Here is a 25505-nt window from a genome sequence, read left to right on the forward strand (position 1 = left end):
CATGACCAGCGACGACGCCGCACCGGCCGCCGACCTCACGATGACGCCGGAGCAGCTGGCGTGGATCGAGCAGTTCGCGCTCACCTGGGAGGGCACGAACAGCGCCCGCATGGAGGGCCGCGTGGTCGGGCTGCTGATGATCGCCGACCGCCCGTACCTGTCCTCGCAGCAGATCGCGCAGCTGCTCACCGCGAGCGCCGGGGCGGTGTCCACCGCGACCCGGCGGCTCGTGGAGGTCGGGTTCATCCAGCGGCACGCGATCGGCGGCGACCGGAACCACTACTTCCGCGTCGAGGACGACATCTGGGGGCGCTGGCTCGCGAGCGAGCGGAACTACCTGCCGCGGCTGCAGCGAGTCCTCGACCAGGCCCTCACCGGCGGGCCCGCGGAGGGGCCCGAGCGCCGGCTGCGCAACGCCCGCAACTACATGGAGTGGCTCGCGGGGTACCACCGCAAGATGCTCGCCGACTGGGAGGCCTACCGCGACGCGCAGGCCGGGACTGGAGAACCGTGACGACCGACCCGACCCCCGGCGCGGCCACGGCCGCCCCTGGCACCGCCCCCGGTGCCGCCCCCGTGCTGTCCGTCCGCGACCTGACCGTCACGTTCCGCGTCGACCGCGGGCGCAGCCCCGACGTGCACGCCGTCCGCGGCGTGTCGTTCGACCTGCACGCCGGCGAGGTGCTGGCCGTCGTCGGCGAGTCCGGCTCCGGGAAGTCCGTGTCCTCGCTCGCCGTGCTCGGCCTGCTGCCCGGCACCGCGCGGGTCACCGGCAGCGCGCGGCTCGGCGACCTGGAGCTGGTCGGCCTGGACGACCGCGCGCTGTCCGACGTCCGGGGCCGCCGGGTGGCGATGATCTTCCAGGACCCGTCGAACGCCCTGGACCCGGTGTTCACGATCGGGTTCCAGCTGCGCGAGACCCTGCGCCGGCACCTGCCCGGCCTGTCCCGCGCCGAGGCCCGCGCCCGGGCCGTCGAGCTGCTGCGGATGGTCGAGCTGCCCGACCCCGAGGACCGGCTGCGGTTCTACCCGCACCAGCTGTCCGGCGGGCAGGCGCAGCGGGTGATGATCGCGATGGCCCTGGCGTGCGACCCCGAGGTGCTGATCGCCGACGAGCCCACCACCGCGCTCGACGTCACGGTGCAGCAGGAGGTCCTCGACGTCCTGCGCCGGCTGCGCGCCCGCACCTCGGCGGCCGTCGTCCTCATCACGCACGACATGGGCGTGGTGGCGGACCTGGCGGACCGGGTCGTCGTGATGCGGCACGGCGAGGTCGTGGAGACGGCCGACGTCGTCGACCTGTTCGACGCCCCCGCCGCCGCCGCGTACACCCGCACGCTGCTGGACGCCGTGCCGCGGATCGGGGCCGACGAGCGCCCGGCCGGCACCGACGCCGCGGAGCGGCCCGCGCTCAACGTGGAGAACCTCGTCGTCGAGTACCGGAACCGCCGGGGCCGGGTGGTCCGTGCGGTCGACGACGTGACGCTGCGGGTGCAGCCGGGCGAGATGCTCGCCCTGGTCGGCGAGTCGGGCTCGGGGAAGTCGACGCTCGGCCGGTGCGCCCTCGGGCTCGCGCCGCTCACGTCCGGCACCGTCGAGGTCGTCGGCACCCGGCTGGGCCGGGACACCCCGCGCGCCGTGCGCGCGGCCCGCACGCGGATCGGCGTCGTGTTCCAGAACCCGGCCGCGTCGCTCAACCCGCGGTACACGATCGGCGAGTCCGTCGCGGAGCCCCTGCGGGTGCACGCCGGGCTGCGGGGCACCGCCCTGGCCACGCGCGTCGCCGAGCTGCTGGACGGGGTCGAGCTCCCCGCCGCCTGGGCCTCGCGGTACCCGCACGAGCTGTCCGGCGGGCAGCGGCAGCGGGTCTCCATCGCCCGCGCGGTGTCGCTGGACCCGGAGCTGCTGATCGCCGACGAGCCCACCTCCGCGCTCGACGTGTCCGTGCAGGCCACCGTGCTCGAGCTGTTCCGGTCGATCCAGCAGCGCCTCCGGTTCGCGTGCCTGTTCATCAGCCACGACCTCGCGGTCGTGGACGAGCTGGCGGACCGGGTGGCCGTGATGCACCGCGGGCGGGTGGTCGAGGTGGGCGAGCGCAGCCGCGTGCTGGGCGCGCCGGAGCACGACTACACCCGGCGGCTGCTGGCGGCGGCCCCGGTGCCGGACCCGGCGGCGCAGGCGGCGCGACGGGCGGTGCGGCTCGCCGGCTGACCAGCGTCCCCGCGGGCGGCTGCTTGCACGGAGCGGCCGCCCCCGCCACCGGGGGACGTCCGATTCGCCCGTGATGTCGACCACATGTGCGGTTTTTCACCCGCTCGATACCACCGAGATGCGCCTGACGCCACAGGAACCCGTGCGACCGTCCGATGGACAGCAGCACACGGGCCGACCCGGCCCGCGGGGCGACGTCGGCCCGGCCGACGCCGCAGGGACCTCCCCCGGGAGGTCTGGAGCACGGAGGTGGGACCGCATGACTCTCGACGACCTCGGCCGCCCGGCGGCGACGGTGACGCGACTGCCCGCCGCCTGGACCCCGTTCGACGAGCTGCGGGCCGCCGTCGGCCCCACCCCCTGCGTCGCCCGTCCGCACGCCGGGCTGGTGCACCGCGACGGGCCGTGCCAGTGCTTCGTCGGCGGGCCCGCGCCCGAGCACGCGGAGCGGCCCGAGGACGTCGTCCTCGCGCTGGCCTGGCACGGGGCCGCGTAGCCGTTCACCCGCCCCGGACCCATCCGGGCCGGCCCCCGCTCCGAACCCCTCGTGACTCACACCCGAGGGACGCAAGGAGCGATGATGCGACGCACCCGCAGCACCTACGCCGTGGCCGCGATGGCCGCCGGGCTCACCCTGAGCCTGACGCTGGCCGCCTGCAGCGGCACCGACGAGACGAGCGGCACCGCGCCGTCCGCCTCCTCGTCGATGGACGGCTCGGACCACTCCGGCATGAGCGACATGGACGCCGTCGCCCCGGTCAGCACCGGCGACCCGTTCGCCGACGCCCGGACCGCCGCCGCGCACATGCCCGAGACCGGGCTCACCCTGGCGACCGGCCTGGCCGCCGCCACGGGCACCGCCGGCGAGGTCGACTCCGACGCCGCCACCCTGCGCGCCGGTCTGACCGCGCTGCTCCAGGAGCACGTCTACCTGACGGGCATCGGCGTGGCGACCGCCTACACGGCGGGCGCCGACTCCGACGAGTTCATGGCCGCCAAGGCCGCCCTCGACGGCAACACCGACGACCTCGCGGACGCGGTGGGCTCGCTCGCCGGCGAGGAGCAGGGCACCGCGTTCCACGACCTGTGGGACGAGCACATCGGCTACTTCGTCGACTACGCCGTCGCGGTGAAGTCGGGCGACCAGGCCGGCGCCGACGCCGCACAGGCGTCGCTGGCCGGGTACACGACGCAGGCGGGCGCGTTCTTCGAGCAGATCAGCGCCGGCAACCTGCCGGCCGCCGCCGTGGCCGAGGCGCTCACCATGCACGTCACGACGCTCACCGCCGCGATCGACGCCCTCGCCGCCGGCGAGCCGACCGCGTCCGACACGCTGAAGGCCGCCGCCGACCACGTCGGCATGGACGCCGCCACCATCGCGACCGGCCTCGCCGCCGGCGCCGGCCTGTCCGGCGACGCGATGGACGACGCCTCGACCCTCCGTTCGGCGCTCACCGCGCTGCTCCAGGAGCACGTCTACCTGGCGTCCTACGCGGTGTTCACGGCCTACACGGCCGAGGGCGGGGTCGAGTCCCCCGCGTTCACCGCCGCGGCCGCCACGCTCGACGCCAACTCGGTCGCGCTGTCCGACGCCGTGACCTCGCTCGCCGGCGAGGAGAACGGCGCCGCGTTCCTCGACCTGTGGCGCGAGCACATCGGCTACTTCGTCGACTACGCCGTCGCCGACGCCACCGGGGACACCGACGGGCAGCAGGAGGCCCTGATGAACCTCGACGGCTACCGCCCGGCGGCCGGGGCGTTCTTCGAGCAGATCAGCAACGGCGAGCTGCCGGCGGACGACGTCGCGACCGGTCTCGGCATGCACGTGTCCACCCTCGCGGGCGCCATCGACTCGCTGGCGGCCACGCTCGTCCCCTGACGGGCCCGGAGACCGTGACGCCGACCCCGTTCCCCGTCGGGGCCGGCGTCACGCCCGTGCCGGGCGGGTCGCCGGGGGCCGGGTCGGGCACCGTGCGGCAGACTGCTGCGGTGTCCTCCCCCGGATCCCGCCCAGCCGCCCGCGCGACGGCCGACGAGGCCCTCGCGCGCGTCGCCGACGGCGACCGCGCCGCCTTCCCGGCGCTCTACGACATGCTGTCCCCCGCCGTGCACGGCACGGCGCTCGCCGTCCTCCGCGACCCGGACCACGCGGCGGAGGTCACCCAGGAGGTCATGGTGGAGATCTGGCGCACGGCGTCCCGGTGGGACGCCCGTCGCGGCTCGGCGCGCGCGTGGGCGACCACGATGGCGCACCGCCGGGCCGTCGACCGCGTGCGCTCGGTGCAGGCCCAGCGCACCCGCGACCAGGCGGTGCTCGACGCCGACCGGCCGCGCGCCTTCGACGTCGTCGCCGAGCAGGCCGAGTCGAACCTCGAGGCCGAGCGCGTCCGGCACTGCCTGGGCGGGCTGACGGACACCCAGCGCGAGGCCGTCGTCCTCGCCTACTACGACGGCCGGACCTACCGCGAGGTGGCCGAGTCGCTGGCGGCCCCGCTGCCGACCGTGAAGAGCCGGATCCGCGACGGCCTCACCCGGCTGCGCGACTGCCTGGGGGTGGCCGCGTGACCACGCCCACCCCGCCGCGCCCTGGCGAGCGCCGGCCCGACGACGCCGCCACCCGCGAGCTGCTCGGCGCCTGGGCGCTCGACGCCCTCGACGACGCCGAGCGCGCCCGCGTCGACGACCTGATCGCGCGCGACCCCGACGCCGCGCGCGAGGCCCGTGCGCTGCGCGAGACCGCGGCGGTGCTCGGCGAGGCCGTGGCCGTGGCGGCGCCGGACGCCGTGCGGCTCGCGGTGCTGGCCGAGATCGAGCGGACCCGGCAGGACGACCCCGCTCCGGCGGCGGCGGGGGCACCGGCGTCCGAGCCGGCGCGCCCGGCCACCCCGGCGCCGGGTGCCTCAGCACCCGGTCCTGCCGCGCCGGCCCCCGCGGCGCCCGGCACGGCCCGCGAGGAGCGGGCCCCGTCGTCGGCACCCGCACGCCCCGCCGGCACGCCCGGCGGGACCACCCGGCCCGCGGGGTCCACCCGGCCGGCCGGCCGCCGCGCGGGTCGCCGCCGCTGGGCGACCGCCGTCGCGGCGCTCGCCGTGCTCGCCGCGATCGCCGTGCCGTCGACCGTCGCCTGGCGGCAGTCCGAGCGCGCCGCGGAGGCCGAGGCCCGCGCCGACCGGATCACCGCCCTGCTCGCCGAGCCGGGCGCCCAGGTCGTCTCCGCGCCGGTGACGTCGGGCGGCACCGCCGTCGCGGTGGTCACGGCGGACGCCGCCCTGGTCACCGCGAGCGGGGTCGACGCCCCGGGCGCCGACGAGGTCTACCAGCTCTGGGTCATGCGGGACGGCGCGCCGGTCTCCGCGGGCACGACGGGCGTCACCGACGGCACGCTCCAGATCCGCACGGACGCGTACCGGACCGGCGACGCGCTCGCGCTGACGGTCGAGCCCGAGGGCGGCTCGGAGCAGCCGACGAGCGAGCCCGTGGTGGTCCTGGCCCCGGCCTGACCGGCGCTCAGTCCGCGGCGGTGTGCGCCGAGCCGCGCGGGATCACCAGCGGGGTGCCCGCCAGGGGGTCCGGGATCACCAGGCACGGCAGGCCGAACACCTCCTCGACCAGCTCGGCCGTCACCACCTCGGTCGGCCGGCCCTGCGCCACGACCGCGCCGTCCTTCATCACCACCAGGTGCGTCGCGTAGCGGGCCGCGTGGTTGAGGTCGTGCAGCACCGCGACCAGCGTGGCGCCCTCGGCGTGCAGCCGGGCGAACAGGTCCATCAGCTCGATCTGGTGCGCGATGTCGAGGAACGTCGTCGGCTCGTCGAGCAGCAGGATGCCGGTCTCCTGGGCCAGGGCCATCGCCACCCACACCCGCTGCCGCTGCCCGCCGGACAGCTCGTCGACCGGCACCGCGGACAGGTCGGTCACGCGCGTCGCGTCCATCGCGTCCGCCACCGCCCGGCGGTCGGCGTCGGACTGCTGCCGGAACAGGTTCTGGTGCGGGTAGCGGCCGCGCGCGACCAGCTCCCCGACCGTGATCCCCTCCGGCGCCAGCGCCGTCTGCGGCAGCAGCCCCACCCGGCGCGCGACCTCCTTGGTCGGCATCCGGTGGATCGACGTGCCGTCGAGCACCACCTCGCCGGCCGCCGGCCGCAGCAGCCGCGCGAGCGAGCGCAGCAGCGTCGACTTCCCGCACGCGTTCGGGCCGACGACCACCGTGAACGAGCCGTCCGGGACCGCCAGGCTGAGGTCGGTCGACACCGTCTTCCGCTCGTAGCCCAGGGTCACCCGGTCGGCCCGCAGCCGGTCCTGACTCACCATCGCCGCCGCGCCTCCTGCACGATCAGGGCCAGCAGGTACGCCCCGCCGAGCACCACCGTCACCACGCCCACCGGCAGCGCCGTGGGCAGCACGTGCTGCGCGAGCACGTCCGCGGCCAGCAGCACCACCGCGCCGGTCAGCGCCGACGCCACCAGCGGCAGCCCCGCCGACCCGGCGAGCCGCCGCGCGATCTGCGGGGCGGCCAGCGCCACGAACGCGATCGGCCCCGCGGTCGCCGTCACCGTCGCGATCAGCGCCACCGCCAGCACGACCACGGCGAGCCGGGACGCCTCGACGCGCACGCCGTGCGACCCCGCCGCGTCGTCGCCGAGCTCGAGCTGCCGGAGCGGGCCGCGGACGACCCACACCAGCGGCGCCAGCACCACCAGCACGGCGAAGGCGGGCAGCGCCTGCGACCACCCGACCAGCGAGATGGACCCGGCGCCCCAGATCGAGGCCGCGAGCGCCACCTCGGTCTTCGCCCGCAGCAGCAGCCACACGTTGACGCCGTGCAGCATCCCGGTGACGCCGATGCCGACCACGATCAGCCGGAAGCCCTGGACCCCGTCCCGGTACGCCAGCAGGTACACCACCAGCGCCGTGAGCAGCCCCGCCACCAGCGCCCCCGCGGACACGCCGAGCGTGCCCGTGCCCAGGACGGTCGTCACGACCAGCACCCCGGTGTACGAACCGGTCGAGAAGCCGATGACGTCGGGCGACCCCAGCGGGTTGCGGGTCAGCGACTGGAACAGCGCGCCCGACACCGCGAGCGCCGCGCCGAACGCCAGCGCGACCAGGACACGCGGCAGCCGCCACTCGGTCACGATCGTGGTGGCGAAGCCCTGGTCGGAGACCAGTGCCCGGACCACGTCCACCACCCCCAGGGGGTAGTCGCCCAGCCCCAGCGCCACCAGCGCGAGCAGCAGCGCGGCCACCGCGAGGCACGCCACGGCCACCCGGGGACGGCGCCGGGGGTCCGCCCGGCGGCGGGGCGGGGCGCCGGGGGCGGGCGTCGTCGCCACCCGCAGGCCGCTCACAGCCCCGTCGCCTTCCGCCGCCGCACCAGCGCGATCAGCACCGGTGCGCCCACGAAGGCGGTCACCACACCCACCGGCAGCTCCCCCGGCCACAGCAGCACCCGCGCCGCCACGTCCGCGAGCAGCACCAGCACCGGCCCGGCCAGCGCCGACAGCCCGAGGATCCACCGCTGGTCCGGGCCGACGAGCCAGCGCACGATGTGCGGCACCATCAGACCCACCAGCGTGATCGGCCCGGCCATCGCGGTCGCGCCGCCGGCCAGCAGGGTGATCGCCAGCACCGACAGCACCCGCGTCCGGCCGACCGAGGCGCCCAGCGCCGTCGCCAGGTCCTCCCCCAGCCCGAGCGTGTTCAGCGCCCCGGCCACGACCCCCGCGACCGCCAGCCCGAGCAGCACGAAGGGCAGCACCGGCACGACCACGTCCCAGCCGCGGCCCTGGAACGACCCCGACTCCCAGGTCAGCAGGACCGCGAACCGCTCCTGGTCCGTCAGCCGGAGCGCGCCGACCACCCCGGTCAGCACCGCGCTCAGCGCCACCCCCGCCAGGGTCAGCTGGACCGGCCCCGCGTTCGACCGCCCCGCCGAGCCGACCAGGTAGACCGCGACCGTCGCCAGCAGCGCACCGCCGAACGCGAACCACACGTACCCCGACGGCCGGGTCACGCCGAGCAGGACCACGCCCATCGCCACCGCGAACGCCGCGCCGCTCGTCACGCCCAGGATGCCGGGGTCCGCCAGGGGGTTGCGGGTCAGCGCCTGCATCAGCCCGCCCGCGACCGCCAGCCCGGCGCCGACCAGCACCGCCAGCACGGTGCGCGGCAGCCGCAGCCCGACGACGGCGGCGTGGTCCGCCGGCGGCACGTCCCCGCCGGTCAGCGCGTGCCACACCGTGGACAGGTCCACGGGGCGGGAGCCGACGGCCAGGCTCAGGGCCAGCGCGACCACGAGCAGGCCCGCGACCAGCAGCACCGCTGCCCCGCGCCGGGCGTGCGCGGTCGACGCCGGGCGGGCCGTCGCGGGGTGCGGTGCGCCGACCGCGCTCACCCGGGGTTCCCGCACGTCATGAGGCTAGGCTAACCTTCCGGCATCCCGATCGTGACTCCGTTCCCGAAGTCGCCGCGGGCCCTCTCCACGAAAGGCCTTCGATGAAGTCCATGCGTGTCGCCGCCGTCGCGGCGGTCGCGGTCCTGGCCCTGAGCGCGTGCTCCGGCGCCGACGACTCCGCCGGCTCGGGCGAGACTACCGCCGCGGGCGGCTCGACCTCGGCGGGCGAGGGCACCTTCCCGGCCACGGTCGACACCAAGTTCGGCGAGGTCACCGTCGAGCAGCGGCCCGAGCGGATCGTCGCGCTCGGCTGGGGCGACGCCGAGACCGCGCTCTCCCTGGGCTACCAGCCCGTCGGCGCGTCCGACTGGCTGGCGTTCGGCGGCGACGGCGTGGGCCCGTGGGCCGAGGGCCAGTACGACGAGTCGCCCGAGATCATCGACACCCTCGAGCCGTCCTACGAGGCGATCGCCGCGCTCGAGCCCGACCTGATCCTCGACGTGAAGTCGTCCGGCGACCAGGACCGGTACGACCGGCTCTCCGAGATCGCCACCACCGTCGGCGTGCCCGAGGGCGGCGACACCTGGCTCACCACCGGGGAGGAGCAGCTCGCGCTGATCTCCGCCGCCCTCGGCGTCCCGGAGAAGGGCGAGGAGCTCCAGGCCGGCCTCGACGACGCCTTCGCGCAGGCCCGGGCCGACCACCCGGACTGGGAGGGCAGGACGTTCACCGCGGCCGCGCGCACCTCGGAGGGCTGGGGCGCGTACATCGAGGGCAGCGAGCGGGTGCAGTTCATGGAGAACCTCGGGTTCGAGCAGTCCCCGACCATCGCCGGGCTGCCCGTGTCCTCCTCCGGGTTCAGCGTCGACATCTCGTCCGAGCAGCTCGACCTGCTCGACGCCGACCTGATCGTCGCGTTCCCCATCTACCTGGACGCCTCCGAGATCACCGACGACCCCCAGTGGCAGGCGGTCCCGGCCGTCGCCGACGGCCGCGCCGTGATCCTCGGCAGCGAGCTGCAGTCCGCCTACTCGCTCGGCACGGTCGGCGCGCAGCAGTACGCGCTCGACAACCTCGTGCCGCTCATCGAGGACGCGCTCGGCTCCTGAGCCCCGTCGCGCCTCCCGGCGCGGCCCCGGCGGGGGCGCCGCTCACACCGTGAGCGGCGTCCCCGTCAGCCGTTCGTAGGCCTCGAGGTACCGGGCGCGGGTCCGGTCGACGACCTCCGCGGGCAGCGCCGGCGGCTCGCCGTCCGCCGCTCGGTCCCAGCCCGACGCCGGCGAGGCCAGCCAGTCGCGGACGAACTGCTTGTCGAAGCTCGGCTGCGCCCGGCCCGGCTCCCAGGCGTCGGCCGGCCAGAACCGCGAGGAGTCCGGGGTCAGCACCTCGTCGCCCAGGGTCACGGCGTCCGTCGTCGGGTCGACGCCGAACTCCAGCTTCGTGTCCGCCAGGATCACGCCGCGCTCCCGCGCGACGCCCTCGGCCCGCGCGTACACCGCCAGCGTCAGGGCGCGGAGCTCCTCGGCCCGCTCGCGCCCGAGCTGCCTCGCGACGACGTCCAGGCTGACGTTCTCGTCGTGCTCGCCGAGCTCCGCCTTGGTCGCGGGCGTGAAGATCGGCTCCGGCAGCCGCGACCCGTCCACGAGGCCGGCCGGCAGCGGGATGCCGGTGACCTCGCCGGTCGCGCGGTACTCCGCCAGGCCCGACCCGGTCAGGTAGCCGCGGGCGACGCACTCCACGGGGAACATCTGCAGCCGCCGGCACACCATCGCCCGGCCGAGCACGGCCTCCGGCACCGCGGGCGCCTCGGCCGACACGACGTGGTTCGGCACCAGGTCGGCGAGCTGGTCGAACCACCACAGGCTGAGCCGGGTGAGCACGACGCCCTTGCCGGGGATGCCGGGGCGCAGCACGTGGTCGAACGCGCTCACCCGGTCGCTCGCCACCACGAGCACGACGTCGCCGTGCGCCTCGGCCACCGCGGCCCCGGCCTCGTGGGTGGTGTCCGGGACGTACAGGTCGCGGACCTTGCCGGAGTAGGTGTGCGTCCAGCCGGGCAGCGTGGGTGCGGTCATGGGGCCATCCTGCCGCAGCGGCGGGGCTGTCTCGCGGGGCGTCCGGGCGTCAGACCAGCGTGAGCACCCCGAGCAGCGCGACCGCCGCGCCCAGCAGCATCGACACCGTGATGAGCACGAGGTGCACGGTGAGGAACCGCGTCGGCCGCCCCTGCGCGTCCCGCGCCCGCGGGTCCTTCGCGATGCGCGCGCCGAACCGGGGCCAGACGAGCAGGCTCCAGGCGCCGGCGACGACCAGGACGAGGGACCAGGCGAGGGGCAGCTCCATGCGGGCGAGTATCCCCCGGGCAACCGGCCCCGCCCGCCGAGCGCGGTCGGTCCCGCCGAGCGCGGCAGCAGCACGTACCGCGCTCGACGGGAACCACCGCGCTCGGCGCCGCTGCCCGCCGTGCGGCGGCGCGGCCTGCCGGGCGACGGGCCGGCCTCAGCCCTCCGCGGCCGCCCGGGCGATGTCGGAGCGGTGGTGGGAGCCCGCCAGCGCGATGCGGTCGACGCCCGCGTAGGCCGTCGCGCGCGCCGCCGCCAGGTCCTGTCCCGTGCCGACGACCGACAGCACCCGGCCGCCCGCCGACACGACCGCGCCGTCCGCGCCCGCCGCCGTGCCGGCGTGCAGCACGTGGACGCCGGGGACCGCCTCGGCCTCGTCGAGCCCGGTGATGACGTCGCCGGTGCGCGGCGCCTCCGGGTACCCGGCCGACGCGACGACGACGGTGACGGCCGCCTCGTCGGTCCACTCCAGCGGCGGCAGGTCGCCGAGCCCGCCGGTCGCCGCGGCGAGCAGCACGCCCGCGAGGGGCGTCGCCAGCCGGGCCAGCACCACCTGCGTCTCGGGGTCGCCGAACCGGGCGTTGAACTCCACGACCCGGGTGCCGCGGCTGGTCAGCGCGAGCCCGCAGTACAGGACGCCGACGAACGGGGTGCCTCGCCGCGCCATCTCGTCCACGGTGGGCTGGGCGACCTGCGCGACCACCTCCCCCACCAGCCCCTCCGGCGCCCAGGGCAGCGGGGTGTACGCGCCCATGCCGCCGGTGTTCGGGCCGGTGTCGGCGTCGCCGACGCGCTTGAAGTCCTGGGCGGGCACGAGCGGGACGACGTGCGTCCCGTCCGACAGCACGAACAGCGAGACCTCGGGGCCGTCCAGGTAGTCCTCGACGACGACCCGACCGCCCGGCTTGGCCAGGCACGCGAGCGCGTGCTCCAGCGCCACGGCCCGGTCCTCGGTGACGACGACGCCCTTGCCGGCGGCGAGGCCGTCGTCCTTCACGACGTACGGCGCGCCGAACGTGTCGAGCGCGGCCTCGGCCGCGGACGCCTCGGTGACGACGACCGGGTCGGCGGTCGGCACGCCGGCGGCGGCCATGACCTCCTTGGCGAACGCCTTCGACCCCTCGAGCCGCGCGGCCTCGGCGCTCGGCCCGAACACCGGCACCCCGGCCGCCCGCACCGCGTCGGACACGCCCGCGACGAGCGGCGCCTCCGGGCCGACGACGACCAGGTCGGCCCCGAGCGAGGTCGCCAGCGCCGCGACCGCCGCGCCGTCCAGCGGGTCCACCGCGTGCAGGGTGGCCAGCGCGCCGATGCCCGGGTTGCCGGGCGCGGCGTGCAGCCCGGTGACCTGCGGGTCGCGGGACAGGGCCAGGGTGAGGGCGTGCTCGCGGGCGCCGGTCCCGACGACGAGGATCTTCACGGGGCCGACCCTACCGAGGTCGCGCTCACCCCGGCCCGGCCGTCCACGCCGACCGGGCGCCGCCGTCCGCGCGCACCTCGTCCAGCACCTCGAGCACCTGGTCGACCACCACGTCCGGCCGGTCGCGCGGCACGAGGTGGCCGCTGCCCTCCGCGACCACGAGCGCGGCGCGCGAGGAGAGCGCGAGCATGCGGTGCTGCCCGTCCTGCCAGATCCGCTCCAGCTCGGCGCCGCCGCGCACGGAGATCCCGGCGGCGGCGTAGTCCTGCGGCTCGCCCCGGGCGATGATCCGCACCGGGAGGTCGCCCAGGTCCTGGCCGCGGACGGCGTCCTCGGTCGACCCGATCAGGTCGGCCTCCTCCTGCCGCGCGGCGAAGAACGCGGGGGTGGCGACGACGTCGAGGAACCGCTCCTGCTCCGCCGGGTCGACCATGCCCGCCAGGAGCTGGTCGGCGAACAGCCGGAGCACCCCGGTGCGCTGCAGCGCCCCCAGGGCCCATGCCGGCGGGTCGGTGGGCCGGCCCTCCGCGGCGAGCACCGCCGCGGTGTCCCGGGCATCGTCCTCGGGCCGGGCGTCCACGAGCACCAGGCCGGTCACGTCCTCCGGCGCCCGCTCGGCGAGCAGCCGGGCGAACAGCCCGCCCATGGAGTGGCCGACCACGACGTAGGGGCCGGCGAGGCCCGCGCCGTCGAGCGCCGCGCGCAGGTCGCCGACGACCGCCTCACCGGTGCGCGGCTCCGGGGACGGCTCGCTCCAGGCGTACCCGGCGCGGTCGTACGCCACCACCGTGGTGCGCTCGGCGAGCGCGTCGGCGACGGCCTGCCAGCCGAGCGACGTCTCGCCGCTGCCGGCCTCGAGCACGACGACCGGCGATCCGGTGCCCCGGACGTCGAGATGCAGCGCGTGGTCGCCGACATCGATCAGCCGGCCGGGCGGCGGGTAGCGGTCCGCGGCACCGCGCGCCGACCACGCCTCGTACCCGGCGCCGGCGAGCGGCAGGGCGAGGAGGGCCAGCGCGACGGCGAGCGCGGTCCGGCGGAGCAGGGTCCTGGAGCGGTGACGGGTGGTTCGCACCCCGGCACCGTCCCCCGGCGCGGGGACCCGCCGCGTCGTCGGGACGACGGACCTGCGCGGACCGCGTCCTCCGTCCGGCGGAGTCCCCGGGGCGGGTCAGCCCAGCAGGTCGTGGATCGCGACCGTCGCCTCGCGGCCCGGGCCGACGCCGACGGCCGAGATCCGCGTGCCGCTGATCTCCTCCAGGCGTGCCAGGTACCGCTGCGCGTTGACCGGCAGGTCGGCGAGCTCGCGGGCACCGGAGATGTCCTCGGTCCAGCCGTCCAGGTACTCGTAGACCGGCTTCGCGTGGTGGTAGTCGCTCTGGTCGTCCGGCATCTCGTCGAACCGCCGGCCGTCGACGTCGTACGCCACGGCGACCGGGATCTTGTCCCGCCCGGTGAGCACGTCGAGCTTCGTGACGACCAGGTCGGTGAGGCCGTTGATCCGCGACGAGTAGCGCGCGACCACGGCGTCGTACCAGCCGGTGCGCCGCGGCCGGCAGGTGGTGGTGCCGAACTCGCCGCCGGTCTGCCGGAGCCACTCGCCGTCCTCGTCGAACAGCTCGGTCGGGTACGGGCCCTCGCCGACGCGGGTGGTGTACGCCTTGGCGACGCCGACGACCCGGTCGATGCGGGTCGGGCCGATGCCGGAACCGGTGCACGCGCCGCCCGCGGTCGCCGACGACGAGGTGACGAACGGGTACGTGCCGTGGTCGATGTCGAGCATCGTGGCCTGGCCGGCCTCGAACACCAGCGTCTTGCCGGCGTCGAGCGCCTGGTTCAGCACGAGCGGGGTGTCCGCGACGTACGGGCGCAGCCGCTCGGCGTAGCCCAGCAGGTCCTCGACCGTCTCGTCGACGGTGATCGCGCGGCGGTTGTAGACCTTCACCAGCAGGTGGTTCTTCTGGTCGAGGGCGCCCTCGACCTTCTGCCGCAGGATGTTCTCGTCGAACAGGTCCTGGATCCGGATGCCGACCCGGTTGATCTTGTCCGCGTAGGCGGGGCCGATGCCGCGGCCGGTCGTGCCGATCTTCCGCTTGCCGAGGAACCGCTCGGTGACCTTGTCGACCGTGCGGTGGTACGGGGCGATCACGTGCGCCGCGGAGGACACGAGGAGCCGCTCGGCGGACACCCCGCGGGCCTCCAGCGCGTCGATCTCCTCGAACAGCACCTCGATGTCGATGACGACGCCGTTGCCGATGACCGGCACGACGCCCGGCGACAGGATGCCGGAGGGCAGCAGGTGCAGGGCGTACTTCTCGCCGTTCACGACCACGGTGTGCCCGGCGTTGTTGCCGCCGTTGAACTTCACCACGTAGTCGATCCGCGACCCGAGCTGGTCGGTCGCCTTGCCCTTGCCCTCGTCGCCCCACTGGGTCCCGAGCACCACGACGGCCGGCATGTGATCACCACTCCCACCCTGCCTCGCGGCGGCACCCGCAGCGGTGCCGAGCGGCGTGGCTCGGGCGCGGGAGGTCCGGGCACGGGGCGGCAGGCGACCCCAGTACCTCCGAAATGCTAGCGGAGCCGCGTGATCACCGTCCGGGCGACGCCGGCACCGTTGCGTGCCGGCGCCGCGCGGGCACGGTCAGCGGAGCCCGGCGACCTCCGCGGCGGACGTGCCCGAGTCGACGAGGAACTGCGCGCAGCGCGCGGCCTCCTCGTCCTCCTCGATGGCCTCCGCGGCCTCGGCGAGCGCGAGCAGCGCCCGCAGGAAGCCCTGGTTGGGCTCGTGGTCCGCGGGGATCGGCCCCTGGCCCCTCCACCCGGCGCGACGCAGCGCGTCCAGCCCGCGGTGGTAGCCGGTGCGGGCGTAGGCGTACGCCGCGACGGGGTCGCCCTCGTCCCGGAGCGCCCGCTCGGCGAGCAGCGCCCAGGCGAGCGACGAGGCGGGCGCGCGGCGGGCGGCGTCCCGGGGGTCGCCGCCGGCGGTCAGGACGGCGCGCGCGTCGGCGTCGGCGTCCTCCGGGAGGCGGGTGGGCTCGGGTCCGAGGAGGTTGGCTCCGGTCATGCCGACAGTGTCGCAGGCGGTCGGCGAGGAACCTCGGCATGCGTGCGCACCGGGGACGCGGTTACAGTCGTCCAGCACGCGCCCCTCGTCGACAGGTCCCCCCATGATCGAGATCGCCACCTCGGCCGCGACGACGACCCTCGTCATCGCCGGGGACCTCGACCTGGCCGAGCGCGACCAGTTCCCCGAGATCGCCGCCCGCGTGGTCGGCCTGCGCCGCCAGCTGCTCGTCATCGACATGTGCGACGTGACGTTCATGGACTCGACCGGCGCGGCGTTCCTCATCTCGCTGGCGGACGCCAGCCGCAAGCGCGGCGGCGCCACGGTGCTGCGCGGCGCCGACCCGCGGGACCTGTTCGTGCTGGAGATCTGCGGGGCGCTCGAGCTGTTCCGCATCGACGCGGACCACCGGTGCGCCGCGCCCGAGGGCGACGGCACGGAGCAGGTCGCGCAGGACGCGTCCTCCCCCGCCTGACCTCGCGGACCTACGCCCCGCCGCGGGGCCCGTCCAGCACCGACGGCTCCGACGGCCGCACGCGCGCCCACACGACCTTGCCGCCGCGGGACGGCCGCCAGCCCCAGTCGGCGAGCCGCTCGACGATCCGCATGCCGAACCCGCCGATCCGGCCCGGATGCCCCTCGGTCGCGACGGGCGGCGTCGGGTTGGAGTCCTCGACCTCGATCCGCAGACCCTCGCCGGTGTCGTGCAGCCGCAGGGTGACCCGTCCCCAGCCGTGCAGCACGGCGTTGGCGACCAGCTCGGAGACGACGAGCTCGGCGTTCGACGCGTCACCCAGCTCCCAGGCGTGCGAGGTCCGCAGCACCGCGTGCCGGGCGCGGGCGATGGAACCCGGCTCGCTCGGCAGCTGCCACCGCCGGCTGCGCACGTTGCCGCCGTGCCCGGAGGTGTCCGTGAGGTCGGGGATCCGCACGACCACGACGGCGACGTCGTCCTCCGGGCTGTCGGCGAGCCGCGCCAGCAGCTCCTCGCCGATGCCCGCGGCGTCGACGGCGGACGCGCCCGCCGCCACCTCGCGCAGCGCGGCCAGGCCGTCGGGGAGCGCCCGGTCGCGGCGCTCGATGAGGCCGTCGGTGTAGAACACCAGCACGTCGCCCGGCAGCAGGTCGTGCCGGGCGGTCCGCCGGCGTCCGTCGCCGAACCCGATGAGCGCGCCCCCGGCGCCGTCGAGCAGCTCGACCTGCCCGTCCCGGACGAGCAGGGCGGGCAGGTGGCCGGCGCGCGAGTACTCCAGGTGCCAGCTCGGGCAGCCCCCGTCGTCGGGGTCCCGGCGGGTGAGCGTGGTGAGCACCAGCCCCGCGGAGCGCGGGATGCGCATGCCGCCCACGAGCTGGTCGACGCGCTCGAGCACCGGGCCGGGCTCGGTGACCTCGAAGGCGTACGCGCGCACGACCGACCGGAGCTGGCCCATGGCCGCCGCGGCCTCGACGTCGTGGCCGACGACGTCGCCGATCACCACGCCGACGACGTCGGGGGCGATCTGCGCGACGTCGTACCAGTCGCCGCCGACCTGCGCGTAGACGACGTTCGGCGCGTAGTACGACCAGACGTCGAGCCCCTCGATCTCGGCCTGCTCCGGCAGCATCGCGCGCTGCAGCGTCTCCGCCACGCGGTGCTCCCGGGCGTACAGCCGGACGTTCTCCATCGCCAGGCCGACGCGGCGCGCCGTGAGCGACAGGATCGTGCGGGTGCGCTCGTCGAGGCCGCCGCGGGCGGGGGCGGCGTGGACCAGGTCGGGGCCGGTCGCGCGCGGGACCACCGCCAGCAGGCCGAGCACGCGGTGCCGGCCGGGCAGCGGCAGGACGGCGACGTGCCCGACGGCCGCCCCGTCGGGGACGCGGGCGCGCAGGTCCTCCGCCAGCCACGCCGAGGCAGTGCCCGGCCGGCCCGGCGCGTCGGTGTCGAGGTCCAGGACCAGGTGCGTCTCGCCCTCGCCGTCCAGCAGCCGCTGCACGGGGTCGTCCCCCGGCGGCCGCGCGCCGCGCCGGGCGACGAACGGCACGCCCGTGCCGCCGGGGCCGTGCCGGCGCCCCGAGGCGCGGGGCGCGCGGGTCACGTCGACGCCGTCCGCCGCCTGCAGGCCGTCGTCGTCCACGTAGAACCCGGCCCAGGCGACCACCCGGTGCGCGAGCAGCTCCGCGATGGCGCGCAGTCCGTACGGGTCGTCCAGGTCCATCACCAGGTCGGACACCGCGCCGATCAGCGCGAGGTCCTCGCTCTCCCGGCGGACGACCTCCACCTCGGCGGCGACCGCGGCGTCGCGGTCGACCTGGTCGGTGACGTCGACCAGCGCGGCCACCCAGTGCGTCGGCTCCGTCGCGCCCTCGGCGGTCACCGGGGTCACGACCGTGCGGGCCCAGAACCAGTCGCCCCCGGCGCGGCGCAGCCGCAGCAGCGCGGAGGTCGCGCGCCGGTCCAGCACCGCGTCCTGCAGCTGGTGCAGGCCGGAGGCGTCCTCGGCGGACAGGGCGACCAGGTCGACGGCCGGTCCGGCGACGTCGTCGAGCGTGAGACCGGTGGTGTCCGTGAACGCACGGTTCACCCAGACGACGGGCCACCGGGGCGGCTCCGCGGCCACGACCAGGACCGGCATCCCCACGATCTGGCCGACCGCGCGCCCGATGGAGCCGACGGTGTCCGCGGCACCGTCGCCGGGCGTGGAGTTGACCACCACCGCCTCCGATCGTCTAGCGTTCCCGACAGATCCCGGTGCAGCAGCCCGCCGGGACGGGCCGATCACCGGCGGCGGCCCCCGTGGCAGCCGCCCGGACGGGAGGGAGCATCGTGCGCGACGGTAACAGCACACCCCCGGGCGGGCTCGCCGGGGACCAGGGCTCGGATGCCTCGGCCGCGCCGACCGTACCCGCTCCGGGCGACATCGCCGGGGAGCCGGGCTCGGTGCACGTCATCCTGTCCCCCGACCGGACCACGATCGTGCTCTCGGGCGAGGTCGACGCGGACCTCGGCGCGGACCTGGCGCAGGCGTCCACGGACGCCGAGCAGGCCGGCGTGCCCATCGAGGTGGACGCGCACCACGTGACGTTCATGGACTCGTCCGGCGTGGCGTTCCTGGCCCGGCTCGCGATGCGGACCCCGCACCGCGTGCGGCTGCTGCACGTGCCGCCGACGGTGCAGTTCCTGCTCGAGGTCACGCGGATCGGTGAGCTGCTCGACGTGGTCGAGGACGACCACCAGGCCTGAGCGGCGCACGACCGGCGGACGCACGAGGGCCCGGTCACCGTGACGGTGACCGGGCCCTCGCCGCGTCGCTCCCCGTGACGGGGACCGGGCGGATCAGCGCATGCGCTGGCCCGCCGAGCGCAGCTGCTGCGCGGCCTCGACGATGCGGGCGGCCATGCCGGCCTCGGCCAGCTTGCCCCAGGCACGCGGGTCGTAGGCCTTCTTGTTGCCCACCTCGCCGTCGACCTTCAGGACGCCGTCGTAGTTGCTGAACATGTGGCCGACCACGGGACGCGTGAACGCGTACTGGGTGTCGGTGTCGATGTTCATCTTGATGACGCCGTTGTCGACCGCCTCGGCGATCTCCGCGGCCGTGGAGCCCGAGCCGCCGTGGAACACGAGGTCGAACGGGTTCTCCTTGCCGACCTCGGCACCGACGGCCTTCTGGATGTCCGCGAGGATCGACGGGCGCAGCTTGACGGCACCCGGCTTGTACACGCCGTGCACGTTGCCGAAGGTCAGGGCCGTCAGGTAGCGGCCCTTCTCGCCGGCGCCGAGGGCGCGGACCGTCGCCAGGCCGTCCTCGGCCGTGGTGTAGAGCTTCTCGTTGATCTCGGCCTCGTGGCCGTCCTCCTCGCCGCCCACGACGCCGACCTCGATCTCGAGGATCGTGCGCGCGGCCTGCGACAGCTCGAGCAGCTCGGCCGCGATGACGAGGTTCTCGTCCAGCGGGATGTCGGAGCCGTCGAACATGTGCGACTGGAAGGTCGGGTTCTTGCCGGCCTTGACCTCCTCGGCCTCCAGGGCCAGGAGCGGGCGGACCCAGGAGTCCAGGTTCTTCTTGACGCAGTGGTCGGTGTGCAGGGCGACCGTGATGCCGTAGCCCTTGGCGACCTCGGTGGCGTACGCGGCGAGCGCGCGGGTGCCCGAGACGCGGTCCTTGACCGTGGAGCCCGACGCGTACTCGGCGCCACCGACGGACACCTGGAGGATGCCGTCCGACTCCGCCTCGGCGAAGCCCTGCAGCGCGGCGGTGATGGTCTGGGAGGACGTGATGTTCACGGCCGGGTAGGCGAACTTGCCCGCCTTCGCCCGGTCGATCATCTCGGCGTACACCTCGGGGGTGGCGATGGGCATCGCAGCAGCTCCAAAGAGAGTGGGGTTTCGCTTTCTCCCCAAGTCTGGCACGTCCTGCGCGCAGGCCGGGCGGGACGTCCTGCCCACAAGACGCGGGGCACAGCCCTCACACCCGGGCCGAGCCGCCTCCCGGGGTCCGCGTCCGCAGCTCGCGCGCCTCGCGCAGGAGCGCGGCCAGCTCCGGGACCACGCGTGCGTCCCGGGCCAGCGCCTCGTCGAGCTGGGCGGCTTCGCGCGCCGTGAGCAGGAGCGCCCCTTCCTCGACCAGGACCGTACGAGCCCGCTCCATGGCGGCGCCGAGGACGAAGGACGAGACGTCCTGCTGCTGCGCCGCGGCCGCGCGGCGGATCGTGTCCAGGGCACGGGGGGCGATGCGCATGTTGAGCCGGGCGGTGCGCTCGGTGGGCGTGGGCTCGGCGAGCACGGGACCTCCTCTGTCGATGCCTGGTGTCCGTCCGCCCACTGTATGTACGACGACTGCACGTGTTCAACCGCGATCGACGTCCGCCACCGTCGCGCGGAGGTCGCGCGTGGTGAGGTAGAGCGAGAGCGGCTGATCACGGAACCGCCGGAACCCGCGCGCGAGGTAGAACCGCGCGGCCTCCTCGTGCAGCGCGTGCACGACCACGACCTCGAAGCCGAGCGACCGGGACGCGCGCGCGATGCGCTCGAGGGCGTCGGCGAGCAGGAGCTTCCCGATCCCCCCGCCCTGGTAGTCGGCGTCGACGGCCAGCCGCGCGATCAGCACCGCGGGGACGCGGTACCGCTCCGCGCTGCCGCCGCGCGAGAAGGCGGTGTCCGGCACGGTCTCGCACGCTCGGGCGGAGCAGTACCCGGCGACCCGGCCGGCGTCGTCGTCCACGGCGAGCACGGTTCGGACGTTGTGCCGGCGGTCCTGCTGCGAGGCCTGGTCCCGGAACCAGAGGTCAAGGGCGGGCTCGCCGGACCGGAAGGTGCTGCGCCGGGCGAGCGCACGGTCGAAGTCGCGGATCACGATCACCGTCGGGCCTCCTCGGGTCGGCTCGCCCCCGAGGGTCGCGCCGACCGGCACCGAAAGGAACAGGGACGGGGCCGGCCTGTGGACCACGCTCGGCGCGCGCCCGGCGACATGCCGAGGACGCCGCCCGTCAGGCCGGGGGCGGTCCCGCGTGCCGCACCGCCCACGCGTGCATCGCGATCGCGGCCGCCGCGCCCGCGTTGATCGACCGCGTCGAGCCGTACTGGTCGATGTGCAGCACCGCGTCGGCGCCGGCCCGCGCCGCGTCGGACAGCCCCGCGGACTCCTGGCCGAACAGCAGGACGCACGCCCGGGGCACGGGGTACCCGTCGAGCGGCACGGAGCCCGGGACGTTGTCGACGCCGAGCACGGGCAGCGCGCCGCCCCCGGGGCCGGCGGTCGCCGCCCAGGCGAGCAGGTCGTCGACGTCGGGGTGGTGGTGCACGTGCAGGTAGCGGTCGGTGACCATGGCGCCGCGGCGGTTCCACCGGCGGCGGCCGACGACGTGCACCCCGGCGGCGTTGAAGGCGTTGGCGGTGCGGACCACGGAGCCGATGTTGAGGTCGTGCGCCCAGTTCTCGATGGCCACGTGGAACGGGTGCCGGCGGGTGTCCAGGTCGGCGACGACGGCCTCGACGGTCCAGTACCGGTACCGGTCGGCGACGTTGCGGCGGTCGCCGTACGCGAGCAGCTCGGGGTCCAGGCGCGGGTCGTCGGGCCAGGCGTCCGGGCCGCCGGGCCAGGGGCCGACGCCGACCTCCTCGGGGCCGCGGGCGCCGGGGTCCGCGGGGTCTGCGGCGTCCACGGTCACACCAGGTCGACCGTCAGCGCCGCGGCCGCCGCACGGGCCCGCTCCCGCGCCTGCTCGACGTCGGCACCCCGGGCGACCGCGACGGCCACCCGGCGGCGCCCCGCGACGGACGGCTTGCCGAACAGCCGCACCTGCGCGGTCGGCACCCCCAGCGCCGCGTCGACGCCCGAGAACCGCGGCACGCCGTCGCCCTCGGCGAGCACCGCGCAGGAGGCCGCCGGCCCGAGGTCGTGGACGTCGCCGGCCGGGAGCCCCAGCACCGCGCGGGCGTGCAGGGCGAACTCCGAGAGGTCCTGGGACGCGAGCGTCACGAGCCCGGTGTCGTGCGGGCGCGGCGACACCTCGGAGAACAGCACCCGGTCCCCGACGACGAACAGCTCGACGCCGAACAGGCCCCAGCCGCCCAGCGCGTCCGTCACCGCGGCGGCGACCCGCTGCGCCTCGGCGAGGGTGCCCGGCGGCAGCGGCGCGGGCTGCCAGGACTCCCGGTAGTCGCCGTCGACCTGCACGTGCCCGACCGGGGCGCAGAACGTCGTGCCGCCCGCGTGCCGGACGGTGAGCAGGGTGATCTCCGAGTCGAACCGCACGAAGCCCTCGACGATCACCCGCACCGCGGCACCGTCGCCGGCCGTGGCCCGGCCCCCGGACTGCGCGTACGCCCACGCCGCCTCGACGTCCGCCGGGCCCCGGACCACCGACTGCCCCTTGCCCGACGACGACATGACCGGCTTGACCACGCACGGCAGCCCGACCGCGTCGACGGCGTCCCGCAGCGCGTCCAGGTCGTCGACGAACCGGTACGGCGAGGTGGGCAGACCGAGCTCCTCCGCGGCCAGCCGCCGGATGCCCTCGCGGTCCATCGTGAGGACGGTGGCACGGGCGGTCGGCACGACCCGGACCCCCGCGGCCTCGACCTCGGCGAGGACGTGGGTCGCGATGGCCTCGATCTCCGGGACCACGACGTGCGGGCGCTCGGCGTCGAGGACGGCCCGCAGCGCGGTCGGGTCGAGCATGTCGACGACGTGCGACCGGTGGGCCACCTGCATGGCGGGGGCGTCCGGGTACCGGTCGACGGCCACCACCTCGACGCCGAGCCGCTGCAGCTCGATCGCGACCTCCTTGCCGAGCTCGCCCGAGCCGAGCAGCAGGACCCGGGTGGCGCCGGGCGTGAGCGGGGTGCCGAGGACGCCGGGCTCGCCGGCCTGCGGGGAGGTCGTCACGGCGGCCATCCTGTCGCACCGCCGGGCCGCCACGGCACCCCGGCACGGCGCATACCGCACCGCGCGCACCACTCACGGGCGGTGGGCCACCCACACAGGACCTGCACGCCGGGGGCCCGGGGTCCCGGCGCCCGCCCCGTACGCTGAGGCCCATGCCTGCGTCAGCCGCGCTCGTCTCGCTCGTCCCTGCCCTCGGTGCCCAGCCGGCGCTGCTGCCGGACTGGCTCGACGCGGAGCACCTCATCTCCTCGTTCGGCTCGTACGCGCTGATCGGGATCGTCCTCGTCGTGTTCATCGAGACCGGGCTGCTGTTCCCGCTGCTGCCCGGCGACTCGCTGCTGTTCACGGCGGGCGCCCTCGTCGCCCAGGAGGCGCTGGACTTCCCGCTCTGGCTGCTGTGCGCCCTGCTGTTCGCGGCGGCGTTCCTCGGCGACCAGGTGGCCTACTTCATCGGGCACAAGGTCGGCCCGCGGCTGTTCCGCCGGCCGGACTCGAAGATCTTCAAGCAGCAGTACATCGACCAGACCTACGCCTACTTCGACAAGTACGGCGGCCGGACGGTGATCCTGGCCCGGTTCGTGCCGATCGTGCGCACCTACGCCCCGGTCGCCGCGGGCGTCGGCGGCATGCGGTACCGCACGTTCGTCTCGTACAACGTCATCGGCGCCCTGCTCTGGGGCGTGGGCGTCACGGTGCTCGGGTACCTGCTCGGCACGATCTCGTTCGTCCGGGAGAACATCGAGGCGCTGGCCGTGCTCATCGTGCTCGTCTCGGTGATCCCGGTGGGGATCGAGCTGTGGCGCGGCCGCCGGGCGGCGAAGCGGGGGCAGGTGACGGCCGAGGGCCGCGACGAGCGGTACGACGAGCCCGCCGAGCGCGCCGCGGTCGAGCGGAAGGCGTTCGACCAGTGACCGCCCGGCCGATCTCCTCCTGGCTCTCGGACATGGACGGCGTCCTGGTGCACGAGGGCGTCGCCCTGCCGGGGGCGCCGGAGTTCGTGCGGGCCCTGCGCGACGGCGACCACCCGTTCCTGGTGCTGACCAACAACTCGATCTTCACGCCGCGCGACCTGCGCGCGCGGCTCGCCGCCTCGGGCATCGACCTGGCCGAGGAGTCGCTGTGGACGTCGGCGCTGGCGACCGCGCAGTTCCTCACCGACCAGGAGCCGGGCGGTTCGGCGTACGTCATCGGCGAGGCCGGCCTGACGACCGCGCTGTACGAGGCCGGCTACACCCTGACCTCGGCCGACCCCGACTTCGTGGTGCTGGGCGAGACCCGCACGTACTCGTTCGAGGCGATCACCCGGGCGATCCGGCTGATCCAGGGCGGCGCGCGGTTCATCGCGACCAACCCGGACGTCACCGGCCCCAGCCAGGAGGGCGACCTGCCCGCCACGGGCGCGGTCGCCGCGATGATCACCGCGGCGACCGGTCGGCAGCCGTACTTCGTCGGCAAGCCCAACCCGATGATGATCCGGTCCGCGCTGAACCGGATCGACGCGCACTCCGAGACGACCGCGATGATCGGCGACCGGATGGACACCGACGTCGTCGCCGGGATCGAGGCGGGGCTGCGGACGTTCCTGGTGCTCACCGGGTCGACCCGCTCCGAGGACCTGGTGCGCTACCCGTTCCGCCCGACCCAGGTCCTCGACTCGGTGGCGGACCTGGTGGCCCGCGTCCCGGAGTGGGCGCAGGCGTACCCGGGCACGGGCGGGGGCCCGGCTCCGGCGTGAGCCCTCGGTCCCGGGACCTGCCGCGGGCGGGCGCCAGGATGGCGGGGTGACCCCCACCGCGCCCGCCGCACCCGGGCCGGCCGCGCCCCGGCCGCCGGCGGCGCCCCGCCCTCGGCGCGGCCCGAGCCGGCGGCGGCGCGTCCCGCGCACCTGGGTGCCGAACCAGCACGGCGCGTGGGCGATGGTCGTCGCGCCGCCCGTGGTCGGGGCGCTCGTCGCCGGGCCGACCGGGTGGCACGCGCTGCTGCTCGTCGCGTGGCTCGCGGCGTACTGCCTGTACTTCGCGGCGTCCCGGTGGCTCCGCTCCGGCAGGAAGGCGCGGTACCGCGCGCCGGTGCTCGGCTACGCCGCGGCGACCGCCGGGCTCGGGCTGCCGCTGCTCGTCGCCCAGCCCGCCCTGCTGCGCTGGGCACCTGCCTACGCGGTGCTGCTCGCCGTGAGCCTGCGGTACGCGGCGCGCCGCGCGGACCGGTCCTACGGCAACGACCTGGTGACCATCGCGGCGGCGGTGCTGCTGACGGTCGTCGCCGCGGGGCTCGGGACCACCCCCGCGGGCTCCTGGCCGGCCGGGGCCGACCAACCGCGCGCGTGGTCGGCGGCCGGGCTGCTCGCGGCGTACCTCGTCGGCACGGTGCCCTACGTGAAGTCCATGATCCGCGAGCGCGACCGCCCCGCGACCTACCGGCTGTCGGTGGCGTACCACGCGGCACTGGTCGCGGGCGCGGCCGCGCTGGCCGCCGCGGGGCGACCCGGGGGCGGAGCCGGGGCCGCCCTGGTCGTCGTGGCGGTCGCGCTGCTGGTGCGGGCCGCGGCCCTCCCCCGGCGGGGCCGGGTGCGCCCGGCCGTGATCGGGGCGGGCGAGGTGGTCGCGACGCTCGCGGTCGTGGGGTCGGTGCTGGCGGCGGTCTGACGGCCGTCCCCGACGCCCTCCGGCCCGGCCTCGGGCCGACGGGGGTGGCCGGGCGGGAAGGC

General features: G+C 76.0%; 27 protein-coding genes. 12 read left to right on the plus strand and 15 right to left on the minus strand.

From position 1 onward, the window contains the following. Nucleotide 1: 1 nt before the first annotated feature. From FS882_RS01240 to FS882_RS01265, 6 genes are all read left to right on the plus strand, one after another. Nucleotides 2-514, plus strand: coding sequence for a GbsR/MarR family transcriptional regulator (locus FS882_RS01240; protein WP_187365063.1), 513 nt, complete (start codon nucleotides 2-4; stop codon nucleotides 512-514). Beyond that, complete coding sequence (locus FS882_RS01245) at nucleotides 511-2211, plus strand: dipeptide ABC transporter ATP-binding protein (protein WP_158369983.1); 1701 nt, start codon at nucleotides 511-513, stop codon at nucleotides 2209-2211. Before FS882_RS01240 ends, FS882_RS01245 begins: the two co-directional genes overlap by 4 nt. 259 nt (nucleotides 2212-2470) lie before the next feature. After that, the gene (locus tag FS882_RS01250; RefSeq protein WP_147794605.1) at nucleotides 2471-2707 is read left to right on the plus strand and encodes a hypothetical protein; all 237 of its coding nucleotides are present in this window, start codon (nucleotides 2471-2473) and stop codon (nucleotides 2705-2707) included. A gap of 84 nt (nucleotides 2708-2791) precedes the next feature. Continuing rightward, nucleotides 2792-4090 carry a hypothetical protein gene (locus FS882_RS01255; RefSeq protein ID WP_158369985.1) on the plus strand — a complete coding sequence of 433 codons (1299 nt, stop codon included), beginning with the start codon at nucleotides 2792-2794 and terminating at the stop codon, nucleotides 4088-4090. Between the two features lie 110 nt (nucleotides 4091-4200). Continuing rightward, nucleotides 4201-4776: an ECF RNA polymerase sigma factor SigK gene (gene sigK, locus FS882_RS01260; protein ID WP_158369987.1), complete on the plus strand. Its 576-nt coding sequence runs from the start codon at nucleotides 4201-4203 to the stop codon at nucleotides 4774-4776. Then, nucleotides 4773-5711 (plus strand): anti-sigma factor, encoded by a 939-nt coding sequence (locus FS882_RS01265; protein ID WP_187365064.1) that lies wholly within the window; start codon nucleotides 4773-4775, stop codon nucleotides 5709-5711. The genes sigK and FS882_RS01265 overlap by 4 nt, the downstream gene beginning before the upstream one ends. Nucleotides 5712-5718: 7 nt before the next feature. Here the strand turns inward: FS882_RS01265 and FS882_RS01270 are convergent, their stop codons facing one another. The 3 genes from FS882_RS01270 to FS882_RS01280 are packed head-to-tail and all read right to left on the minus strand — an operon-like array spanning nucleotide 5719 to nucleotide 8620. After that, on the minus strand, nucleotides 5719-6522 hold the full coding sequence (locus FS882_RS01270; RefSeq protein WP_158369991.1) for an ABC transporter ATP-binding protein: 804 nt from the start codon (nucleotides 6520-6522) through the stop codon (nucleotides 5719-5721). Further along, the gene (locus FS882_RS01275; protein WP_222848099.1) at nucleotides 6516-7550 is read right to left on the minus strand and encodes an iron chelate uptake ABC transporter family permease subunit; all 1035 of its coding nucleotides are present in this window, start codon (nucleotides 7548-7550) and stop codon (nucleotides 6516-6518) included. Before FS882_RS01275 ends, FS882_RS01270 begins: the two co-directional genes overlap by 7 nt. A gap of 5 nt (nucleotides 7551-7555) precedes the next feature. Further along, a complete protein-coding gene (locus FS882_RS01280) occupies nucleotides 7556-8620 on the minus strand; it encodes a FecCD family ABC transporter permease (protein WP_262347988.1) in 1065 nt (354 codons plus the stop codon). Nucleotides 8621-8706: 86 nt separating this feature from the next. Here FS882_RS01280 and FS882_RS01285 point away from each other — a divergent pair, with 86 nt between their 5' ends. Beyond that, nucleotides 8707-9714, plus strand: coding sequence for an iron-siderophore ABC transporter substrate-binding protein (locus FS882_RS01285; RefSeq protein WP_187365065.1), 1008 nt, complete (start codon nucleotides 8707-8709; stop codon nucleotides 9712-9714). Nucleotides 9715-9756: 42 nt separating this feature from the next. Here the strand turns inward: FS882_RS01285 and FS882_RS01290 are convergent, their stop codons facing one another. The 6 genes from FS882_RS01290 to FS882_RS01315 form a co-directional block, all read right to left on the minus strand. Continuing rightward, nucleotides 9757-10680, minus strand: a complete 924-nt coding sequence (locus tag FS882_RS01290; protein WP_158369993.1) for a phosphoribosylaminoimidazolesuccinocarboxamide synthase — start codon at nucleotides 10678-10680, stop codon at nucleotides 9757-9759. A gap of 49 nt (nucleotides 10681-10729) precedes the next feature. After that, nucleotides 10730-10948: an SCO4848 family membrane protein gene (locus FS882_RS01295; protein WP_158369995.1), complete on the minus strand. Its 219-nt coding sequence runs from the start codon at nucleotides 10946-10948 to the stop codon at nucleotides 10730-10732. 156 nt (nucleotides 10949-11104) lie between these two features. Continuing rightward, the gene (gene purD, locus FS882_RS01300; protein WP_158369997.1) at nucleotides 11105-12367 is read right to left on the minus strand and encodes a phosphoribosylamine--glycine ligase; all 1263 of its coding nucleotides are present in this window, start codon (nucleotides 12365-12367) and stop codon (nucleotides 11105-11107) included. A gap of 25 nt (nucleotides 12368-12392) precedes the next feature. Beyond that, nucleotides 12393-13442: an alpha/beta fold hydrolase gene (locus FS882_RS01305; RefSeq protein ID WP_158369999.1), complete on the minus strand. Its 1050-nt coding sequence runs from the start codon at nucleotides 13440-13442 to the stop codon at nucleotides 12393-12395. A gap of 96 nt (nucleotides 13443-13538) precedes the next feature. Next, on the minus strand, nucleotides 13539-14825 hold the full coding sequence (locus FS882_RS01310; protein WP_158370001.1) for an adenylosuccinate synthase: 1287 nt from the start codon (nucleotides 14823-14825) through the stop codon (nucleotides 13539-13541). Nucleotides 14826-15011: 186 nt separating this feature from the next. Then, entirely contained in the window at nucleotides 15012-15434 is a 423-nt protein-coding gene (locus FS882_RS01315) for a DUF3151 domain-containing protein (protein ID WP_158370003.1), read from the minus strand. 103 nt (nucleotides 15435-15537) lie between these two features. Between FS882_RS01315 and FS882_RS01320 the strand changes: the two genes are divergently transcribed. Further along, a complete protein-coding gene (locus FS882_RS01320; protein WP_158370005.1) occupies nucleotides 15538-15909 on the plus strand; it encodes an STAS domain-containing protein in 372 nt (123 codons plus the stop codon). A 10-nt stretch (nucleotides 15910-15919) separates the two neighbouring features. On the opposite strand, the gene FS882_RS01325 is transcribed toward FS882_RS01320, so the two are convergent. Continuing rightward, nucleotides 15920-18127, minus strand: coding sequence for a SpoIIE family protein phosphatase (locus FS882_RS01325; protein WP_158370007.1), 2208 nt, complete (start codon nucleotides 18125-18127; stop codon nucleotides 15920-15922). 110 nt (nucleotides 18128-18237) lie between these two features. On the opposite strand from FS882_RS01325, the gene FS882_RS01330 reads away from it, so the two are divergent. Beyond that, the gene (locus tag FS882_RS01330; RefSeq protein WP_410053254.1) at nucleotides 18238-18654 is read left to right on the plus strand and encodes an STAS domain-containing protein; all 417 of its coding nucleotides are present in this window, start codon (nucleotides 18238-18240) and stop codon (nucleotides 18652-18654) included. Between the two features lie 93 nt (nucleotides 18655-18747). On the opposite strand, the gene fbaA is transcribed toward FS882_RS01330, so the two are convergent. From fbaA to purT, 5 genes are all read right to left on the minus strand, one after another. Beyond that, on the minus strand, nucleotides 18748-19770 hold the full coding sequence (gene fbaA / locus FS882_RS01335; protein WP_158370009.1) for a class II fructose-bisphosphate aldolase: 1023 nt from the start codon (nucleotides 19768-19770) through the stop codon (nucleotides 18748-18750). A gap of 106 nt (nucleotides 19771-19876) precedes the next feature. Then, nucleotides 19877-20194 (minus strand): DUF1778 domain-containing protein, encoded by a 318-nt coding sequence (locus tag FS882_RS01340; RefSeq protein WP_158370011.1) that lies wholly within the window; start codon nucleotides 20192-20194, stop codon nucleotides 19877-19879. A 63-nt stretch (nucleotides 20195-20257) separates the two neighbouring features. After that, nucleotides 20258-20770, minus strand: coding sequence for a GNAT family N-acetyltransferase (locus FS882_RS01345; protein ID WP_187365066.1), 513 nt, complete (start codon nucleotides 20768-20770; stop codon nucleotides 20258-20260). A 127-nt stretch (nucleotides 20771-20897) separates the two neighbouring features. Then, nucleotides 20898-21572 carry a TrmH family RNA methyltransferase gene (locus FS882_RS01350; RefSeq protein ID WP_187365067.1) on the minus strand — a complete coding sequence of 225 codons (675 nt, stop codon included), beginning with the start codon at nucleotides 21570-21572 and terminating at the stop codon, nucleotides 20898-20900. Between the two features lie 2 nt (nucleotides 21573-21574). Further along, nucleotides 21575-22798: a formate-dependent phosphoribosylglycinamide formyltransferase gene (purT, locus tag FS882_RS01355; protein WP_262347989.1), complete on the minus strand. Its 1224-nt coding sequence runs from the start codon at nucleotides 22796-22798 to the stop codon at nucleotides 21575-21577. Between the two features lie 152 nt (nucleotides 22799-22950). Here purT and FS882_RS01360 point away from each other — a divergent pair, with 152 nt between their 5' ends. Genes FS882_RS01360 through FS882_RS01370 form a run of 3 tightly spaced genes read left to right on the plus strand, consistent with a single transcriptional unit; the run spans nucleotide 22951 to nucleotide 25443 of the window. Continuing rightward, nucleotides 22951-23709, plus strand: coding sequence for a VTT domain-containing protein (locus FS882_RS01360; RefSeq protein ID WP_158370019.1), 759 nt, complete (start codon nucleotides 22951-22953; stop codon nucleotides 23707-23709). A gap of 32 nt (nucleotides 23710-23741) precedes the next feature. Further along, nucleotides 23742-24533 (plus strand): HAD-IIA family hydrolase, encoded by a 792-nt coding sequence (locus FS882_RS01365; RefSeq protein WP_158370425.1) that lies wholly within the window; start codon nucleotides 23742-23744, stop codon nucleotides 24531-24533. 46 nt (nucleotides 24534-24579) lie between these two features. Next, nucleotides 24580-25443 (plus strand): YwiC-like family protein, encoded by an 864-nt coding sequence (locus FS882_RS01370; RefSeq protein ID WP_262347990.1) that lies wholly within the window; start codon nucleotides 24580-24582, stop codon nucleotides 25441-25443. The last annotated feature ends 62 nt before the right edge of the window (nucleotides 25444-25505 follow it).

This window comes from Cellulosimicrobium cellulans (assembly GCF_007679345.1).
In the GTDB taxonomy this organism is placed as follows: domain Bacteria; phylum Actinomycetota; class Actinomycetes; order Actinomycetales; family Cellulomonadaceae; genus Cellulomonas; species Cellulomonas cellulans_A.

Excerpts from the sequence above, each read along its gene's own strand:
- FS882_RS01240 (WP_187365063.1), top strand. The coding sequence starts at position 2 with ATGACCAGCGACGACGCCGCACCGGCCGCCGACCTCACGATGACGCCG.
- FS882_RS01250 (WP_147794605.1), top strand. The coding sequence starts at position 2,471 with ATGACTCTCGACGACCTCGGCCGCCCGGCGGCGACGGTGACGCGACTG.
- FS882_RS01255 (WP_158369985.1), top strand. The coding sequence starts at position 2,792 with ATGCGACGCACCCGCAGCACCTACGCCGTGGCCGCGATGGCCGCCGGG.
- FS882_RS01270 (WP_158369991.1), bottom strand. The coding sequence starts at position 6,522 with ATGGTGAGTCAGGACCGGCTGCGGGCCGACCGGGTGACCCTGGGCTAC.
- FS882_RS01285 (WP_187365065.1), top strand. The coding sequence starts at position 8,707 with ATGAAGTCCATGCGTGTCGCCGCCGTCGCGGCGGTCGCGGTCCTGGCC.
- FS882_RS01290 (WP_158369993.1), bottom strand. The coding sequence starts at position 10,680 with ATGACCGCACCCACGCTGCCCGGCTGGACGCACACCTACTCCGGCAAG.
- FS882_RS01295 (WP_158369995.1), bottom strand. The coding sequence starts at position 10,948 with ATGGAGCTGCCCCTCGCCTGGTCCCTCGTCCTGGTCGTCGCCGGCGCC.
- FS882_RS01310 (WP_158370001.1), bottom strand. The coding sequence starts at position 14,825 with ATGCCGGCCGTCGTGGTGCTCGGGACCCAGTGGGGCGACGAGGGCAAG.
- FS882_RS01315 (WP_158370003.1), bottom strand. The coding sequence starts at position 15,434 with ATGACCGGAGCCAACCTCCTCGGACCCGAGCCCACCCGCCTCCCGGAG.
- FS882_RS01320 (WP_158370005.1), top strand. The coding sequence starts at position 15,538 with ATGATCGAGATCGCCACCTCGGCCGCGACGACGACCCTCGTCATCGCC.
- fbaA (WP_158370009.1), bottom strand. The coding sequence starts at position 19,770 with ATGCCCATCGCCACCCCCGAGGTGTACGCCGAGATGATCGACCGGGCG.
- FS882_RS01360 (WP_158370019.1), top strand. The coding sequence starts at position 22,951 with ATGCCTGCGTCAGCCGCGCTCGTCTCGCTCGTCCCTGCCCTCGGTGCC.
- FS882_RS01365 (WP_158370425.1), top strand. The coding sequence starts at position 23,742 with ATGGACGGCGTCCTGGTGCACGAGGGCGTCGCCCTGCCGGGGGCGCCG.